The sequence below is a fragment of the Cobetia sp. 1AS1 genome (genome assembly GCF_029846435.1).
GTDB classification, from domain to species: Bacteria; Pseudomonadota; Gammaproteobacteria; order Pseudomonadales; family Halomonadaceae; genus Cobetia; species Cobetia amphilecti.
On sequence record NZ_JARWKU010000003.1, the window covers coordinates 92687 to 107940 of the forward strand.

Sequence of the window (15254 nt, forward strand, 5' to 3'; positions counted from 1 at the left end):
ATCAGCGCGCCTGCTGCTTTTTCTCGAGACGACGGCGATGCAGGACCGGCTCGGTGTAGCCGCTCGGCTGCACACGCCCCTGGAAGACCAGCTCGCAGGCGGCCTGGAAGGCGATGGAGCCCTCGAGGTCATCCGTCATCGCCTGATAGCTGGGGTCCGCGGCATTCTGGCGGTCCACCACGCCGGCCATGCGCTCCAGCGTGTCCTGCACCTGGGCGCTGTCGACGATGCCGTGATGCAGCCAGTTGGCGATGTGCTGGCTGGAGATGCGCAGCGTGGCGCGGTCTTCCATCAGGCCGACATCGTGGATGTCCGGCACCTTGGAGCAGCCGGTGCCGTGATCGATCCAGCGCACCACATAACCGAGGATCCCCTGGGCATTGTTGTCCAGCTCGGCCTGGATCTCCTCGGCGCTCCACTGGGGATCGAGCTCCAGCGGGATGGTCAGCAGGTCATCGAGGCTGGCACGCGTACGGCTGAGCAGATCATGCTGCACGTCCTTCACCGAGACCTGGTGATAGTGCAGCGCATGCAGCACGGCGGCGGTCGGTGACGGCACCCAGGCGGTGTTGGCACCGGCGCGCGGATGGCCGATCTTCTGCTCGAGCATCGCGGCCATCAGGTCGGGCATGGCCCACATGCCCTTGCCGATCTGGGCACGGCCCCGCAGGCCACATTCCAGGCCGACATCCACGTTCCATTTCTCGTAGGCCTGAATCCAGGCGGCGCCCTTCATGTCGCCCTTGCGCAGCATCGGGCCGGCTTCCATCGAGGTGTGCATCTCGTCACCGGTGCGGTCCAGGAAGCCGGTGTTGATGAAGGCCACGCGGGAACTGGCGGCCGCGATGCAGGCCTTGAGGTTGACGGTGGTGCGGCGCTCCTCATCCATGATGCCCATCTTGAGCGTGGAGTCCGGCAGCCCCAGCAGCTGCTCGACCCGCGCGAACAGCTCATCGGCGAAGGCAACTTCCTCGGGGCCATGCATCTTGGGCTTGACGATGTAGACGGAGCCGGTGCGCGAATTGCAGATGCCGCCGCGGTCCTGCTTGTCGCCCTTGAGGTCGTGCAGCGCGATCAGGCTGGTAAAGATGGCGTCCATGATGCCTTCCGGCGCTTCGCTGCCGTCCTCGAGCAGGATGGCCGGGTTGGTCATCAGATGGCCGACGTTGCGAATCAGCATCAGCGAGCGACCATGCAGCACGCGCGTGGTGCCATCGGCGCCGGTGTATTCGCGGTCCGCATTCAGCTTGCGCGTCATGCTGCGGCCATTCTTCTCCAGCGTCTCGGTCAGGTCGCCCTTCATCAGGCCCAGCCAGTTGCGATAGACCGTCACCTTGTCTTCGGCATCGACAGCGGCCACCGAGTCCTCGCAGTCCATGATGGTGGAGAGCGCGGCCTCCATGATCAGGTCACTGACGTTGGCGGGATCGGTCTTACCGATGGGGTGCTCGGCATCGATCACGAGCTCGGCGTGCAGGCCGTTGTGGGCGAAGATGATCGCGCTCGGCGCGCTTTCATCGCCGCGATAGCCGAGGAAGCGTTCCGGCGACTTGAGGCTGAGGTCACGCCCTCCGGCACGCACCAGCAGATGACCATCACGAATCGTGTAGCCTTCGCTGTCGTGGTGACTGCCGCCGGCCAGCGGCGCGATGGTATCCAGCACCTGGCGCGCATAGGCGACGACCTTGGCCCCGCGCGCCGGGTTGTAGTCCTTGCCACGCTCGGCGCCATCTTCCTCGCTGATCGCGTCGGTGCCGTAGAGCGCATCATAGAGGGAACCCCAGCGCGCATTGGCGGCGTTCAGGGCGTAGCGGGCATTCATCACCGGTACCACCAGCTGCGGGCCGGCCTGCTGGCAGATCTCGCTATCCACGAAGGCGGTACTGGCTTCGACCGTATTCGGCTCCGACAGCAGATAGCCGATCCTGTGCAGAAACGCCTTGTAGGCCTCGAGGTCTACCTTGCCCGGATGCTCGCGGTGCCAGGCGTCGATCTCGCCCTGCAGCTGCTCGCGGGTCGCCAGCAGTTCGCGGTTGCGCGGTGCCAGTTCGTGCAGCAGTGAATCGACACCCGCCCAGAAGGTCTCCGGCGCGATCCCTGTGCCCGGCAGCGCTTCCTGCTCGATGAAGCGGTGCAGGCTGGCGTCGATGGCCAGGCGCTGAAGTTGAATACGGTCGGTCATGCGTTTGCTCTCCCTGAAAACGAATCGCTGGAAACCCTCAACGGCTGACAACACTGCAAGCAGTGGTGTTCAAAAGGATTTTCGCCAGACGGCACTCACTGGCGCGGCGTTTGACGCGACTGCTGACGCGCGACTGCCAGACCAGCGTGAGCCATCGAGACGCCGGGCAGGAAGACGCTGTCACCTGCCCGGCGGGGACGAATCCCATCACCATACCCGATGGCGAGGCCGGCGAAAGGACTGCTATGACCAATGAACAAGCCCATGGAGCCCGATTACCCGCCCAGCGTTGATTCCGCGTCGCTGTTGTTGCTCGGCGACAGGCGGGGAAAACAGTGAAGAAACACTGTTCTTTGTGTAGCTCGCAGCCGCGCCAGCCGCTAGCATGGCAGCATTATGGAGATGACCATGCCCGATTTCAGTGAACTGCTCGACCACGGCCCCTTTATCCGCCTGCCTGACATGCTGCCGGGCCAGACGTCCAGTCCACTGGAGCGTTACCTGGGCCATTATGGTCTCGATGCGTTGCGCAGCGAGGACATCGCCGTGCATGCCGGCCACCTGGAGGCCGGGGGCTTCCGCCTGTGGGCCCAGCTGTGGACACCGCGCAAGCCGCGCGGCACCGTCTTCGTGGTCCACGGCTACTTCGACCACCTCGCCCTCTATCGCCATCTGCTGGCGCATCTGCTGCGCAACGGCTGGCAGGTTGCCTTGTGGGACCTGCCGGGGCATGGCCTGTCATCCGGCGAGCCCGCCTCCATCGATGACTTCGGCGACTATGTCGGCTGCCTGCAGGCCTTCCAGGATTACCTGGAAGACCACAGCCTGGCGCCGCACCCGTGGTTCGGCATCGGCCAGAGCACCGGCGGCTCGGTGCTGGCCACCGACGCCCTGATGCGCGGCGATGAATCGCGCTGGCAGGGAATCGCCCTGCTCGCACCGCTGGTACGGCCCTGGGGCTGGTCGCAGTCACGCTGGCTGCACAGCATGGCGCGCCCCTTCATCGATTCCATTCCGCGCAAGTACCGCGCGAATACCAATGACGTGGCCTTCTACGAGTTTCTCAGCACCAATGATCCGCTGCAGGCCGATCGCCTTGCGGTGAAGTGGGTGACGGCGATGCGGGAGTGGATCCCCCGTCTGCGCGCCCTCCCCCCCTGCTCACTGCCGACCCTGATCCTGCAGGGCGAGCAGGACACCACCGTCGATTGGCAGTGGAATCTCGGCGTGTTGGCGAGCAAGTTCCCCAATGCGCGCATCTACCGCCATCCCGAGGCCCAGCACCACCTGGTCAATGAAGCCGAGCCGATTCGCAAGGAGCTGTTTGCCGAGCTGGACGCCTTCCTCGATGCCCTGTCGCAGCGCCCGTCAGACCTGCCGCAGCAGGGGCGCACGGCATGATGGCCATGCATCGCCTGCGCATGCTGGCTGCGACCCTGCTACTCTCCACGCTGGCGGGCTGCATGAGCCTGGACCAGGTGCCGCGTGCCGAACGCGACCCCATCTATGGTCTCGGCCAGAGCGCGGCGCGCCTGATCGCCGAGCAGCCCTGGACACCCCCGCTCGAACAACAGGTATTGCTGCTCGCGCCGCCCGAGGTGGATGCCACGCTGCAGGCCAACCCGGGCGCGCTGAACGAGGCGCTGACCCGCGCACTGCTGGCGCTCAAGAACGGGCCTCAGGTGCTCAACTGGAGCACTGACCGCCCCGCCGTCGATAGCCGCCAGTGGCGTCTCGAGACCACTCTCGAGGCCAGCGGCGCCGCACTGACCCTGTCAGACCGCACGCTGCAGCCGTACCAGCTGCAGCTGACGCTGGTCCGCAGCGCCAGTGCCGAGCGCAATGAGACGCGCACCTTCACCCTGAGCGGCGCCTTCGACCAGGCGGCCCTCGAGTCGCTGGCGCGCAATCACCCCGCGCCCTGAGCTCCAGGTCTTGAGTCCAGAGTCTTGCGCCCAGCTGCGCCGTGGCCCCCGCCACCCCTGATTCACCCTTTACCGCTTTCTGCTTTTCCGGAGCCAACATGACCACCGCCAGCCCCCGTCGCTTTCTTGCCCACCTCTATCAGGATGGGCCGCATAACCCGTTCCCCGGCATCAAGGCGCTGGAACGCAGACTGGGACACGCGCTGCCGTATCAGTATGGCTCCAACGAAGGGCTCGACATGCCGCACCACACGCTGGGCGGCGCGCTGGGCACTGCCCTGGCCGACCTGAGCCGCAGCTATGCCGACGCCGATGCCTGGCAACTGCGCCAGCAACTGGCTGAGCGTCTGGGAGTCGCCTACGAGAACCTGCTGGTCGATGCCGGTGCCGACAGCCTGCTGGCACTGGTGATGCGCGCCACCGTCTGTGCGGGCGAGCGCGTGATCACCAGCGCCGGCACCTATCCGACCCTGGCGTACTTCGCCCGCGGGCTGGGTGCCGAGGTCATCGAGGTGCCCTACAGCGAGAGCTTCGCCACGGCCGATGACGCCTCATCGTCGCGATTGGCACCGGACCTCGCGGCGCTGCTCGCCGCGGCAAGGCAGCACGATGCCCGCGTCGTCTATCTCGCCAACCCTGACAACCCCAGCGGCCACCTGCATTCTGACGCCGATGTGCGCGCCCTGCGCGACGCCCTGCCGGAGAACTGCAGCCTGCTGCTGGACGAGGCCTATCACGACTTCCGCCCGGACGCCGCCCACGCCGACCATGCGCCGATGGCGCGCACCTTCCGCCTGCGCACCTTCTCCAAGGCCTATGGACTGGCGGGCCTGCGTCTCGGCTTCATGATCGCCGAGCCTGACGATGTCGCCATGCTGACCAAGGTACGGATTCACTTCGCGGTCAGCGCCCCGGCAATGGCGGCAGGTGAGCTGCTGCTTGCGCACCCTGAAGAGGCGGCAGCGCACGTCGCCGGCGTGATCGACTGTCGCGATCGTCTTGCCGAGCACCTGCGCTCGCTGGGCGCGGAAGTGCTGCCCAGCGCGACCAACTTCCTCTGCGTGCGCCTCAAGAGCGCCGAACTGGCAGCGCAGGTGCAGCAGCAGCTGATGGCTCAAGGCGTGCTGATCACTCGCTCCCCGCATCCTTCGCTTGGCCATATCCTGCGCATCTCGACACTCGAAGACAGTCTGGTACCGGGCCGTCTCGCGCGTCTCGAGCAGGCCATCGCCGAAGAGCGCCGTTCATGAACGATTTATCGTGAGGGCCTCGCGATGACGCTGGTCAGCCTCGCGGCCCGTGCCTTGAGCAGCCTCGCCGTGGTGGGCGCGAGCCTCTGGCTGGTGCCCGCACTGTGGTTCCGCCTGCCGGGGCCGGAAGGGCTGCGCACCACCGTGGCTGCTCTCGCAGCGGTGCTGGGGCTCGTGTGCGTGATTGCCCTGTGGTGGCCACAGGCCAGCGCGATTCGCTGGCGGCTGATGGGCAGCTACCTGATGCTGCTGGTCGCAAGCCTTGCCTGGTGGGCCAGCATCACGCCACGGGCGGACCGCGACTGGGCACCGGAGGTGGCGCATCTGGTCGAGGGGCAGGTGGTCACGCCAGCACGGGATGAGGCATCGCCGGCAAGCGCCAGGGCCGAGGCTGCCACGCAGGGTGAAGTGCTGCATCTCGAGCAGGTACGCAACTTCGTATGGCACAGCGCCGAGGATTACACGCCGCGCTGGGAAAGCCGCGACTATCCGCTGGAGGAGCTGACCTCGGTGGACCTGCTGACCAGTCACTGGATGGGCCCGCAGATCGCCCATACGCTGGTCAGCTTCGGCTTTGCCGATGGTCGCTATCTGGCCTTTTCGGTGGAGATCCGCAAGGAGCGCACCGAGCAGTTCTCGACCCTCGGCGGCATGTTCAAGCAGTACGAACTGGCGGTGATCGCCGCCGACGAACGCGACATCATCCGCGTGCGCAGCAACATGCGCGGCGAACAGGTACACCTCTATCGGGTGCAGATGCCGCGCGAGATGATCCGCGAGCTATTGCTGACCTACGTCGACGAAGCCGAGACATTGCGCACTCAGCCACGCTTCTACAACACCGCCACCAGCAACTGCACCACCCTCGTCTACGCGATGATGACGCGCCTGACTGACGGTCTGCCGCTGGACTACCGTCTGCTGCTCTCCGGCTATCTGCCGGAATATGTCGCGGACCAGAACGCCCTGAGTGACGCTGCGCCCTTCGCGGAACTCAAGGCCAGCAGCCTGATCAATCCCGCCGCCATCGCCGCCGATGAGCATCCGGACGGCGACTTCTCACGCCTGATTCGTGAGGGCATCCCCGGCGCGGACAGACCCTCCTACTGAGCCCGAGCAGGGCTGACATCCTGATCCGCCGACATCAGGCGCTGCGCTGCTGGGCACTGGCGCCCGGGCGAGCCGGGTCCCTGCCCATCATGCGGTCCAGCTGGCGATAGCCGATGGCCTCCATCAGCTGCGGCCGCTGCACGCCGTCCTGGTCGATCAGATCACTCAGTGTCAGCGCGACACGCAGCACCCGGTGATAGGCGCGCGCCGAGAGATTGAGGCGTGACAGCACGCCGGCCAGCCACTGGCGCTCGCCGTCTTCCAGCTGACAGGCGGCTTCCAGCGCGTGGGTATCCAGATGGGCATTCAGGCCGCCGCGTGCCAATTGGCGCGCGCGAGCGGCCAGCACTCGTTCGCGCACGCCGGCCGAGGCCTCGCCGGGAGTGGCGGACGTCAGCTCCTCGGCGGGCAGGCCCGGCACCTCGACCTGCAGGTCGATGCGGTCCAGCAACGGGCCGGACAGACGCGCCTGATAGCGCTGGATCTGCGCTGGGGTGCAGCTGCAATTGCGGCGGCTGTCGCCGAGGTAGCCGCAGGGGCAGGGGTTCATCGCCGCGACCAGCTGGAAGCGCGCCGGGAAACGGCGTTGATGGCTGGCGCGCGAGATAAGGATACGGCCACTCTCCAGCGGCTCGCGCATCACTTCCAGCACGCCACGGTCGAACTCCGCCAGCTCATCCAGAAACAGCACGCCATGATGCGCCAGCGACACCTCGCCCGGGCGCGGCTTGGAGCCACCGCCCACCAACGCGACCCCACTGGCCGTGTGGTGCGGGGCGCGGAATGGCCGCTGACCCCAGCGCTCCATGATCGGCAGACCACATACCGAGCGCACCGCCGCGACTTCCAGCGCCTCACCTTCGCCCAGTGGCGGCAAGATGCCGGACAGGCGACTGGCCAGCATCGTCTTGCCGGTGCCCGGCGGACCAGCGAACAGCAGGTTGTGGCCGCCGGCCGCGGCGATCTCCAATGCCCTGCGTGCCTGATGCTGGCCACGCACCTCGCTCAGGTCGGGCTCAGGCAGGCGCGCCTGGGGAATGATCGAACACACATGCGGCGTGAGGCGCTCGCGCCCCAGCAGGTGAGCCACCAACTCCAGCAGATGCCCCACCGCCAGTACTTCCAACTCCTCGGCGAGCGCCGCCTCGTCGGCATTGCCGCGCGGCACCACCAACGTCCGCCCCGCCTTGCGACAGCAGAGTGCGGCTGGCAGCACGCCGGTCACGGCACGGATGCTGCCATCCAGCGCCAGCTCGCCGAGGCACTCCATCGCTGCCACGGCCTCTTCCGGTATCTGCCCTGAGGCGACCAGAATCCCCAGCGCGATGGGCAGATCGAAGCGTCCGCCTTCCTTAGGGAGGTCCGCTGGCGCCAGATTGAGGGTGATGCGCCGCGCCGGAAACTCGAACCCGGCATTGAGCAGCGCACTGCGCACCCGCTCGCGACTCTCCTTCACCGCCGCTTCCGGCAAGCCGACGATGGACAGCCCCGGCAAGCCGTTGGAAAGGTGTACCTCCACCTGAACTTCCGGTGCTTCGAGACCAAGTGACGCGCGCGTGCGCAACATTGCCAATGACATGAGCCTTCCCTGCGTGATGCCGCCTCTCAGTTGCACGGCGCAATCGGAGCAGGCACTGGCCTGCCATGAGCATGAAGGCACACACCGCTGCCAACCCTCCCAGCATGGCAAACCTCATACTCCCCAGAAGGCGAGCGCCTCAACGCTCGGGCGCTCGACAATTGCCGCAAGGCTTCGCATACCCCCACGACACTGCCATGCGCCGCCTGGAAATACGTGTTCAGGTGACGATTCTGTCGCCTATAACGTAAATTTCTTTACGCCTCAGGCTCACGCAATTACTGGATGCGTAACAAAAAGACAGGCTGTGGATAAGATTACATAATCATTGCGTGTGGACATTTTTTGAGCGCTCAAAACTTCATCATTCAAGGCACTGATACCATCGATGATCAAGCGAGCCAACGTAAGACCAGGACACCCACAGCCCGACCTCAACTCACAAGCACCAACCAACAGAAATTAAACTCAATAACTGCAGGCAGGGTGCTGGACGATCGACTCAGTCGAGTGATGAAAGCCATGTCGGAGATCAGATTGAGCCAGAGGGGCTCATGAGGCGCCTGGCGAAGAGGAGTCAGAGAAGGTGCATGCGCTGCGTTCGAGGACTTTGCACGAGCATCGGGTCGTTGATGCCGGGATTGGCGCCTGAGGACCTGGCGCTGGGTGACGGCTCACGGCTGCCTGGTGATTGAGAGCGTCTGGTGCCCTGCATCTGCGGCTGCGACTGCCATTCCAGCTTCACGCGCCGCGACGCGCCTGGGTGCTGACGCTGCGGGTCGCTCGCCAGCATTGCCGACAAACGCTCGCGGCGAATTAAAAGTAGCGGTTTTGGCAGCACTTTCCACGCAAAAGCGCCTGTTTTGGCGCATTCCAGCGCCGCTAGGCGCCATACAGGCATGGTGTGGGGCCGACTCGAGACCTGCCTGCACCAAGAAAGTGCTCATACAGGGCCGATAGCGCCCTCGAGAGAGCCACAAGAGTGCCGCCAGACGGGGACTGCTGTATATTTGATCGGTTGTCCCGGCCTCGCCGGGATGACCGCCAAGCTGTCTCACGGAACGCCGCCGCTGCGCGGCAGAGAATCGTCCAACCCACGGAAAGGGCCAGCCATTCAGGACGACTTCGGCTTGTTTCAGGAGCACTACCCATGCAAGACATGCTTGCCCCGCTGGCATCCCTGGCGGATGTGATCGGCATGCTAGGCACCGCTCTGGTCGTCGGCGCCTTCTTCCTGCTGCAGATCGGCAGACTCGATGCCCGCAGCCTGACCTACAACCTGATGAATCTGAGCGGGGCGATCCTGCTGTTGATCAGCCTGTGCATCAATTTCAACCTCGCCAGCTTCGTGATCGAGATCTTCTGGATCATCGCCTCAGTGGTAGGTCTGGTGCGCTGGATGCTGGGCACTCGTCCCCAGACTGCCTGAGGCCGCCCCTCAGAATCAGCGGCGCCCATGACGCAAAAAACCGCCACGCCCCGAAAGGGCGTGGCGGTTTTGGTTCAGCCGTCACCTGACGGAATCAGGCGTCGCGCTGGCGCTCGATCTCCGCGGCGTGACTGGCGGCTTCACGCTTCGCTACCGCGGCTTCCCCCTCGTCATCCACTGGCGTGGCGGGCTCGGCAGCCGGTGCATTGCCCGCTACCAGCCCCTGCTTTTCCAGCAGTGCCTCGAGGGCGATGACCTGCTTTTCCAACGACTCGACGCGGCTGCGCGTACGCGTCAGCACATCCATCATGATGTCGAAGTCTTCACGCGAGACCAGTTCCATGCGGTCGAAGGCACCGCGCATCACCCCTTGCACGGACTTCTGCAGCTCTTCCGGGCCATGCGAGGCATCCTGCAGGCGCTCACCGATCTGCTGGGCCATACGCCCGATGACGTCATTCTTGAACATGCTGCACCTCAGCCGTTGCGGGCCGGCGGCCGCGTCGTGCGGACTGCCGGTCAGAAAATGATGACACCCCTGTACATGGGGCCGTCGTGTCCTGCTGCAAGGATACGCAACCCTGGAGTCGGGTGCATGCCCCGCATCGCCCTGCACCAGACAATCCTCATCGGCAGGCACACACCTGCACCACATTAGCACTTGCCCCCACACCCAAAGGCGCAGAAACAGCACCATTACGGTGCATGCCAGGTGACCTTCGGATTCAGCCATCTTTGCACAGGCCGAAAGACTGTCAGCCATCCTGCGATAACCAGATGAGTTACAAGGATTTTCAGCCGCATGGCACATCTCGTGCGATGCACTTGTCAGGAACAGGCCGCCAGCTCATCTGACTGGCCATGCTTAACAAGAATGATCATTCCGGTAGCGAACGGGGGCAGCACATGAAACTGATCACCGCCATCATCAAACCCTTCAAGTTGGACGACGTGCGAGAAGCACTGGCCGACAACGGCGTGCAGGGGATTACCGTCACCGAAGTGAAGGGCTTCGGACGTCAGAAGGGGCACACCGAGCTGTATCGCGGTGCCGAGTACGTCGTCGACTTCCTTCCCAAGGTCAAGATTGAAGTGGCTGTCGATGACAGCAGTGTGGAATCGGTACTGGACGCCATCACCCAGGCGGCCAACAGCGGCAAGATCGGCGACGGCAAGCTGTTCGTCACTCCGCTGGACGATGTCATCCGTATCCGCACCGGTGAACGCGGCGCCGACGCTGTCTGAGCCCCGCGCACAATAACAAGGAGAACCCCGCATGAACGAGATCATCGAGGTCAAGTACGCACTTGATACCTTCTACTTCCTGGTCTGTGGCGCCCTGGTGCTATGGATGGCAGCCGGCTTTGCCATGCTCGAGGCCGGTCTGGTCCGCGCCAAGAACACCACCGAGATCCTGACCAAGAACGTGGCGCTGTTCGCCATCGCCTGCACCATGTACATGGTCGTCGGGTATCACATCATGTACTCGAGCGCCGAAGGCGGCTTCCTGCCGAGCCTGGGCTTCCTGATCGGTGCCGAGAATACCGCTGAGGAAGCGCTCGCTTCCGGTGGCGACATCTACTACAGCGCACGTTCCGACTTCTTCTTCCAGGTCGTGTTCGTGGCTACCGCCATGTCCATCGTCTCCGGTGCGGTCGCCGAGCGCATGAAGCTGTGGGCCTTCCTGGCCTTCGCCGTGGTCATGACCGGCGTCATCTACCCGGTGCAGGGTTACTGGACCTGGGGTGGCGGCTTCCTGAGCGCAGCGGGCTTCAGCGACTTCGCCGGTTCCGGCATCGTGCACATGGCCGGCGCTTCCGCCGCACTGGCAGGCGTGCTGCTGCTGGGCGCTCGCAAGGGCAAGTACGGCAAGAATGGCGAGATCAATGCCATCCCGGGCGCCAACCTGCCGCTGGCCACGCTGGGTACCTTCATCCTGTGGCTGGGATGGTTGGGCTTCAACGGCGGCTCCGAGCTGGTGCTGTCCAACATCGATGAGGCCAACGCGGTCGCTCAGGTCTTCGTCAACACCAATGCCGCCGCCTGTGGTGGTGTCATCGCCGCGCTGATCCTCGCCCGTCTGTGGTTCCGCAAGGCTGACCTGACCATGGCCCTCAACGGCGCGCTGGCTGGCCTGGTCGCCATCACTGCGGGTCCGCTGGCACCGAGCGTCGGTGCTGCCACCCTGATCGGCGCCATCGGCGGTCTGCTGGTCGTGTTCTCCATCGTCGGTCTCGACAAGCTGAAGATCGATGATCCGGTCGGCGCCATCTCCGTGCACGGTGTGGTCGGTCTCTGGGGTCTGCTGGCCGTGCCGCTGACCAATGACGATGCCACCTTCTCCGCACAGCTGCTGGGCGCCGCCTCCATCTTCGCCTGGGTGTTCATCGCAAGCTTCGTGGTGTGGCTGATCATCAAGGCCATCATGGGGATTCGCGTCAGCGAGGAAGAAGAGTACGAAGGTGTGGATCTGGCCGAATGTGGTATGGAGGCCTATCCGGAATTCACCTCCAGCCGCAAGTAAGCCTGGACGCGACAGCACCTGCAGCATCAAGACTCCCGCCACCTGGCGGGAGTCTTTTTTCCTGACTGGATAAGCGGTGTATGCTTGAGTCAGAGACCGGCGTGACGAGCAGGCCTCGTTACCCGCACCATCACCCAAGGAGAGACACGATGAAACTGGTCACTGCCATCATCAAGCCATTCAAGCTCGACGACGTGCGCGAATCCCTGTCGGAGATTGGCGTGCAGGGTATCACCGTGACCGAGGTCAAGGGGTTCGGCCGCCAGAAGGGCCATACCGAGCTGTATCGGGGTGCCGAGTACGTGGTCGACTTCCTTCCCAAGGTGAAGCTGGAAGTCGCGGTGGATGACGCCATGATCGATTCCGTGATCGAGGCGATCACCAATGTCGCCAACACCGGCAAGATCGGCGACGGCAAGATCTTCGTCTCGCCGCTGGAGCAGGTCATTCGCATCCGTACCGGCGAGACCGGCAAGGACGCCGTCTGAGCCTCTGGCGCAAGCCCCTGGCACTGACGTGCTGCCCCGACGGGTGACATGAGCACACAAAAAAACCGCAGGCCATCGGCCTGCGGTTTTTTCGTTTCAGCACTTGTCGCTCATGCGTGATGCTCGCGGATCACTTCTCGACAAAGGCACGCTCGATCACGTAGTCACCCGGCACGCCCATCTTCGGCGAGATGGCGAAGCCGCGCGCATCCAGCATGGCGCTGATGTCGTCGAGCATCGCCGGGCTGCCACAGATCATGGCGCAGTCGCGCTTCGGGTCCAGCGGCGGCAGGCCGATGTCCTCGAACAGCTTGCCGTTCTCGACCAGATCCGTGATGCGGCCCTGGTTGCGGAACTCCTCGCGCGTCACGGTCGGGTAGTAGATCAGCTTCTCGGCGATCTCTTCGCCCAGATACTCGTGCTTGGGCAGCTCTTCCGCGATCATGTCGGCATAGGCCAGCTCGGAGACATGGCGCACGCCGTGCATCAGGATGATCTTGTCATAGCGCTCATAGGTTTCCGGGTCCTGGATGACGCTCAGGAAGGGCGCCAGGCCAGTGCCGGTGGAGAACAGGTAAAGGTTCTCGCCCGGCAGCAGGTCGTCCAGTACCAGCGTGCCTGTCGGCTTGCGAGAGACCATGATCTGATCGCCCGGCTGCAGGTGCTGCAGGCGTGAGGTCAGCGGGCCGTCCTGCACCTTGATGGAGAAGAACTCGAGGTGCTCCTCGTAGTTCGGGCTGGCGATCGAGTAGGCGCGCATCAGCGGCTTGCCTTCGACTTCCAGGCCGATCATCACGAACTGGCCGTTCTTGAAGCGCAGGCTGTCTTCACGCTGAGTGCGGAAGCTGAACAGCGAATCGTTCCAGTGATGGACGTCGATGACTTCGGTTGTGGTCAGACTGCTCACCTGATGGCCTCCCGGGGCGTGGCCCCTCGAATTCGATATTCTCTATTGGCATAAACAAATAACAGCTTATGACCCAATGAACTATGCAGCGATTGTAGTCACTGTAGGGTTATGCGTTAAATGGTTTATCTGGATATAGGTTATCTAGTTTACCAATATTGGTTGCGAATGAATCGCATTTCAACCTCGATCGTGCAGGGTCCGTCCGCTCTGACGGCGAATCCAGCGTTGCGTTCACTTTCGCCTCCTCATCTCTGCCCCTTCACTGCATGCCCCGGGAGGTCGAATGCGCTACAGCCTTCGCCAGCTGGCCGTCTTCGTGGCGGTCGCGCGGCATGACAATGTCTCGCTGGCCGCCGACAGTCTGGCCATGTCGCAATCAGCGGCCAGCACGGCACTGGCCGAGCTGGAGCGTCAGTTCGATTGCCGGCTGTTCGATCGCCATGGCAAGCGCCTGCGGCTCAATGGCCTGGGGCGTGAGCTGCTGCCCAAGGCGATCGCGCTGCTGGACCAGGCCGAGGAACTGGAGCAGCTGCTCGGTCAGCAGGATGCCACCGGCTCGCTGGAGATCGGCGCGACGCTGACCATCGGCAACTATCTGGCGCCTCAGATCATCGGTGACTTTCTGCATCATCACCCCGCCAGCCGCGTCGAGCTGCACGTGCACAACACCCATCAGCTGATCGACAAGCTGGTGCACTTCGAACTGGACATCGGGCTGGTGGAAGGCGAGGTGGAGCACCCGCTGCTGGAGGCGACCCACTGGGTCAGTGATCGGCTGAGCATCTTCTGTGCGCCGTCACACCCGCTGGCACAGGGCGAGGTCACGCTTGAGCGCCTGCTGGCGGCACGCTGGATCATGCGCGAGCGTGGCTCCGGCACACGCGGCACCTTCGAGCAGGCATTGCGCCCACATCTGGACGGGCCTTCGACCAGCGTTTCCCAGCGCCTCGACATCATGCTGGAGCTGGAACATACCGAAGCCATCAAGCGCGCCGTGGAAGCGGGGCTCGGCATCGGCTGCATCTCGCGTCTCGCGCTGAGAGATGCCTTTCGGCGCGGCAGTCTCGTCGAGCTGCCCACTCCATGGCTGGAGCTGACGCGCGCCTATCGCTTCGTCCACCATCGTGATCGCTTCATCACCCAGGCGATGCGCGAATTCGTCGCCGGTTGCCGCAACCTGAGCGGCAGCGCCTCACGCAGTGACGAGATCATCCTGCCGCAGGTGCCGTGATTCGTACATGCATAGCCTTCAGCAACCGAGCCTGATGTCACCAGCCCCGGATGACACCAGGCCCCTGAGATAAGCCCCTCATAAAGTGAGGCTCACAACAATAGTGACCACTCACACACAGACGCCGCCAGCGTTTCCGCTGGCGGCGTCCTGGTCTCTGGATGACGGGGGAGTGATCAGTGAGTCAGGCCGGTGAAACGTGCCTTGATCTCATCAGCGCTCTCGTGGGAGAGGTCCTTGTCGACGGTTTCCGTCACCAGCTTGGCGACCGGCTTGTCGAGCTTGTCGCGCAGCGCCCCCAGGAACTTGGGCGCGGCGGCGATGATCAGCTGATCGAACTTGCCGTCATTGGCCGTCTGCTTGAGGTATTGCGCGACTTCCTTGGCGAAGAAGTCCTGATGCTTGTCAGAGGTCGCGCCATCATCGCCAGTCTGATGCAGGCTGCCGTGCCCGCCGCTGGATTCACCCTTGCCACCGGTTCTCAGGTCACCGGTATGCTGGCGGCTTTCAGGATGTACGAGGCTTTCCACTTCGGTGACCTTGCCAGCGGCACGGGCAAAGATACGTGCACGTGCGGCGTCGGCAGCAACGATGTAAGTAACCATTTACACACTCCCTGTCTCTCG

The 15254-nt window shown here is 64.0% G+C and carries 14 protein-coding genes; 9 read left to right on the forward strand and 5 right to left on the reverse strand.

Annotated elements, in window-relative coordinates:
* Nucleotide 1: 1 nt before the first annotated feature.
* Nucleotides 2-2182: a malate synthase G gene (locus QD280_RS07610; protein ID WP_279838830.1), complete on the reverse strand. Its 2181-nt coding sequence runs from the start codon at nucleotides 2180-2182 to the stop codon at nucleotides 2-4.
* 462 nt (nucleotides 2183-2644) lie between these two features.
* Between QD280_RS07610 and QD280_RS07615 the strand changes: the two genes are divergently transcribed.
* The 4 genes from QD280_RS07615 to QD280_RS07630 all read left to right on the forward strand — a co-directional run bounded on the left by QD280_RS07615 (nucleotide 2645) and on the right by QD280_RS07630 (nucleotide 6467).
* Nucleotides 2645-3583, forward strand: coding sequence for an alpha/beta hydrolase (locus QD280_RS07615; protein ID WP_225348087.1), 939 nt, complete (start codon nucleotides 2645-2647; stop codon nucleotides 3581-3583).
* Nucleotides 3580-4107, forward strand: a complete 528-nt coding sequence (locus QD280_RS07620; protein WP_279838831.1) for a hypothetical protein — start codon at nucleotides 3580-3582, stop codon at nucleotides 4105-4107. Before QD280_RS07615 ends, QD280_RS07620 begins: the two co-directional genes overlap by 4 nt.
* A 98-nt stretch (nucleotides 4108-4205) precedes the next feature.
* Nucleotides 4206-5357, forward strand: a complete 1152-nt coding sequence (locus QD280_RS07625; protein ID WP_213114154.1) for an aminotransferase class I/II-fold pyridoxal phosphate-dependent enzyme — start codon at nucleotides 4206-4208, stop codon at nucleotides 5355-5357.
* Nucleotides 5358-5381: 24 nt separating this feature from the next.
* Nucleotides 5382-6467, forward strand: a complete 1086-nt coding sequence (locus tag QD280_RS07630; RefSeq protein ID WP_279838832.1) for a DUF4105 domain-containing protein — start codon at nucleotides 5382-5384, stop codon at nucleotides 6465-6467.
* Nucleotides 6468-6501: 34 nt separating this feature from the next.
* Here the strand turns inward: QD280_RS07630 and QD280_RS07635 are convergent, their stop codons facing one another.
* Complete coding sequence (locus QD280_RS07635; RefSeq protein ID WP_166019070.1) at nucleotides 6502-8046, reverse strand: YifB family Mg chelatase-like AAA ATPase; 1545 nt, start codon at nucleotides 8044-8046, stop codon at nucleotides 6502-6504.
* 1150 nt (nucleotides 8047-9196) lie between these two features.
* Between QD280_RS07635 and QD280_RS07640 the strand changes: the two genes are divergently transcribed.
* Nucleotides 9197-9475, forward strand: coding sequence for a hypothetical protein (locus QD280_RS07640; protein WP_225996600.1), 279 nt, complete (start codon nucleotides 9197-9199; stop codon nucleotides 9473-9475).
* Nucleotides 9476-9569: 94 nt separating this feature from the next.
* Here the strand turns inward: QD280_RS07640 and QD280_RS07645 are convergent, their stop codons facing one another.
* Nucleotides 9570-9944: an accessory factor UbiK family protein gene (locus QD280_RS07645; protein ID WP_192839057.1), complete on the reverse strand. Its 375-nt coding sequence runs from the start codon at nucleotides 9942-9944 to the stop codon at nucleotides 9570-9572.
* 437 nt (nucleotides 9945-10381) lie between these two features.
* Here QD280_RS07645 and QD280_RS07650 point away from each other — a divergent pair, with 437 nt between their 5' ends.
* From QD280_RS07650 to glnK, 3 genes are all read left to right on the forward strand, one after another.
* Nucleotides 10382-10720: a P-II family nitrogen regulator gene (locus tag QD280_RS07650; RefSeq protein ID WP_043331582.1), complete on the forward strand. Its 339-nt coding sequence runs from the start codon at nucleotides 10382-10384 to the stop codon at nucleotides 10718-10720.
* Between the two features lie 31 nt (nucleotides 10721-10751).
* Nucleotides 10752-11999: an ammonium transporter gene (locus QD280_RS07655; protein WP_279838833.1), complete on the forward strand. Its 1248-nt coding sequence runs from the start codon at nucleotides 10752-10754 to the stop codon at nucleotides 11997-11999.
* A 149-nt stretch (nucleotides 12000-12148) separates the two neighbouring features.
* Nucleotides 12149-12487: a P-II family nitrogen regulator gene (gene glnK, locus QD280_RS07660; protein WP_024951507.1), complete on the forward strand. Its 339-nt coding sequence runs from the start codon at nucleotides 12149-12151 to the stop codon at nucleotides 12485-12487.
* A 130-nt stretch (nucleotides 12488-12617) separates the two neighbouring features.
* Here glnK and QD280_RS07665 read toward each other — a convergent pair whose 3' ends face one another.
* On the reverse strand, nucleotides 12618-13394 hold the full coding sequence (locus tag QD280_RS07665) for a ferredoxin--NADP reductase (protein WP_279838834.1): 777 nt from the start codon (nucleotides 13392-13394) through the stop codon (nucleotides 12618-12620).
* Between the two features lie 286 nt (nucleotides 13395-13680).
* Between QD280_RS07665 and QD280_RS07670 the strand changes: the two genes are divergently transcribed.
* The gene (locus QD280_RS07670) at nucleotides 13681-14628 is read left to right on the forward strand and encodes a LysR family transcriptional regulator (protein ID WP_107335730.1); all 948 of its coding nucleotides are present in this window, start codon (nucleotides 13681-13683) and stop codon (nucleotides 14626-14628) included.
* Nucleotides 14629-14804: 176 nt separating this feature from the next.
* On the opposite strand, the gene QD280_RS07675 is transcribed toward QD280_RS07670, so the two are convergent.
* The gene (locus QD280_RS07675; RefSeq protein WP_043331587.1) at nucleotides 14805-15233 is read right to left on the reverse strand and encodes a host attachment protein; all 429 of its coding nucleotides are present in this window, start codon (nucleotides 15231-15233) and stop codon (nucleotides 14805-14807) included.
* Nucleotides 15234-15254 lie beyond the last annotated feature (21 nt).

Coding starts and splice junctions, on each gene's coding strand:
- glnK (WP_024951507.1), top strand. CDS start 12,149: ATGAAACTGGTCACTGCCATCATCAAGCCATTCAAGCTCGACGACGTG.
- QD280_RS07655 (WP_279838833.1), top strand. CDS start 10,752: ATGAACGAGATCATCGAGGTCAAGTACGCACTTGATACCTTCTACTTC.
- QD280_RS07675 (WP_043331587.1), bottom strand. CDS start 15,233: ATGGTTACTTACATCGTTGCTGCCGACGCCGCACGTGCACGTATCTTT.
- QD280_RS07670 (WP_107335730.1), top strand. CDS start 13,681: ATGCGCTACAGCCTTCGCCAGCTGGCCGTCTTCGTGGCGGTCGCGCGG.
- QD280_RS07625 (WP_213114154.1), top strand. CDS start 4,206: ATGACCACCGCCAGCCCCCGTCGCTTTCTTGCCCACCTCTATCAGGAT.
- QD280_RS07620 (WP_279838831.1), top strand. CDS start 3,580: ATGATGGCCATGCATCGCCTGCGCATGCTGGCTGCGACCCTGCTACTC.
- QD280_RS07650 (WP_043331582.1), top strand. CDS start 10,382: ATGAAACTGATCACCGCCATCATCAAACCCTTCAAGTTGGACGACGTG.
- QD280_RS07615 (WP_225348087.1), top strand. CDS start 2,645: ATGCTGCCGGGCCAGACGTCCAGTCCACTGGAGCGTTACCTGGGCCAT.
- QD280_RS07635 (WP_166019070.1), bottom strand. CDS start 8,046: ATGTCATTGGCAATGTTGCGCACGCGCGCGTCACTTGGTCTCGAAGCA.
- QD280_RS07645 (WP_192839057.1), bottom strand. CDS start 9,944: ATGTTCAAGAATGACGTCATCGGGCGTATGGCCCAGCAGATCGGTGAG.
- QD280_RS07610 (WP_279838830.1), bottom strand. CDS start 2,182: ATGACCGACCGTATTCAACTTCAGCGCCTGGCCATCGACGCCAGCCTG.
- QD280_RS07640 (WP_225996600.1), top strand. CDS start 9,197: ATGCAAGACATGCTTGCCCCGCTGGCATCCCTGGCGGATGTGATCGGC.
- QD280_RS07630 (WP_279838832.1), top strand. CDS start 5,382: ATGACGCTGGTCAGCCTCGCGGCCCGTGCCTTGAGCAGCCTCGCCGTG.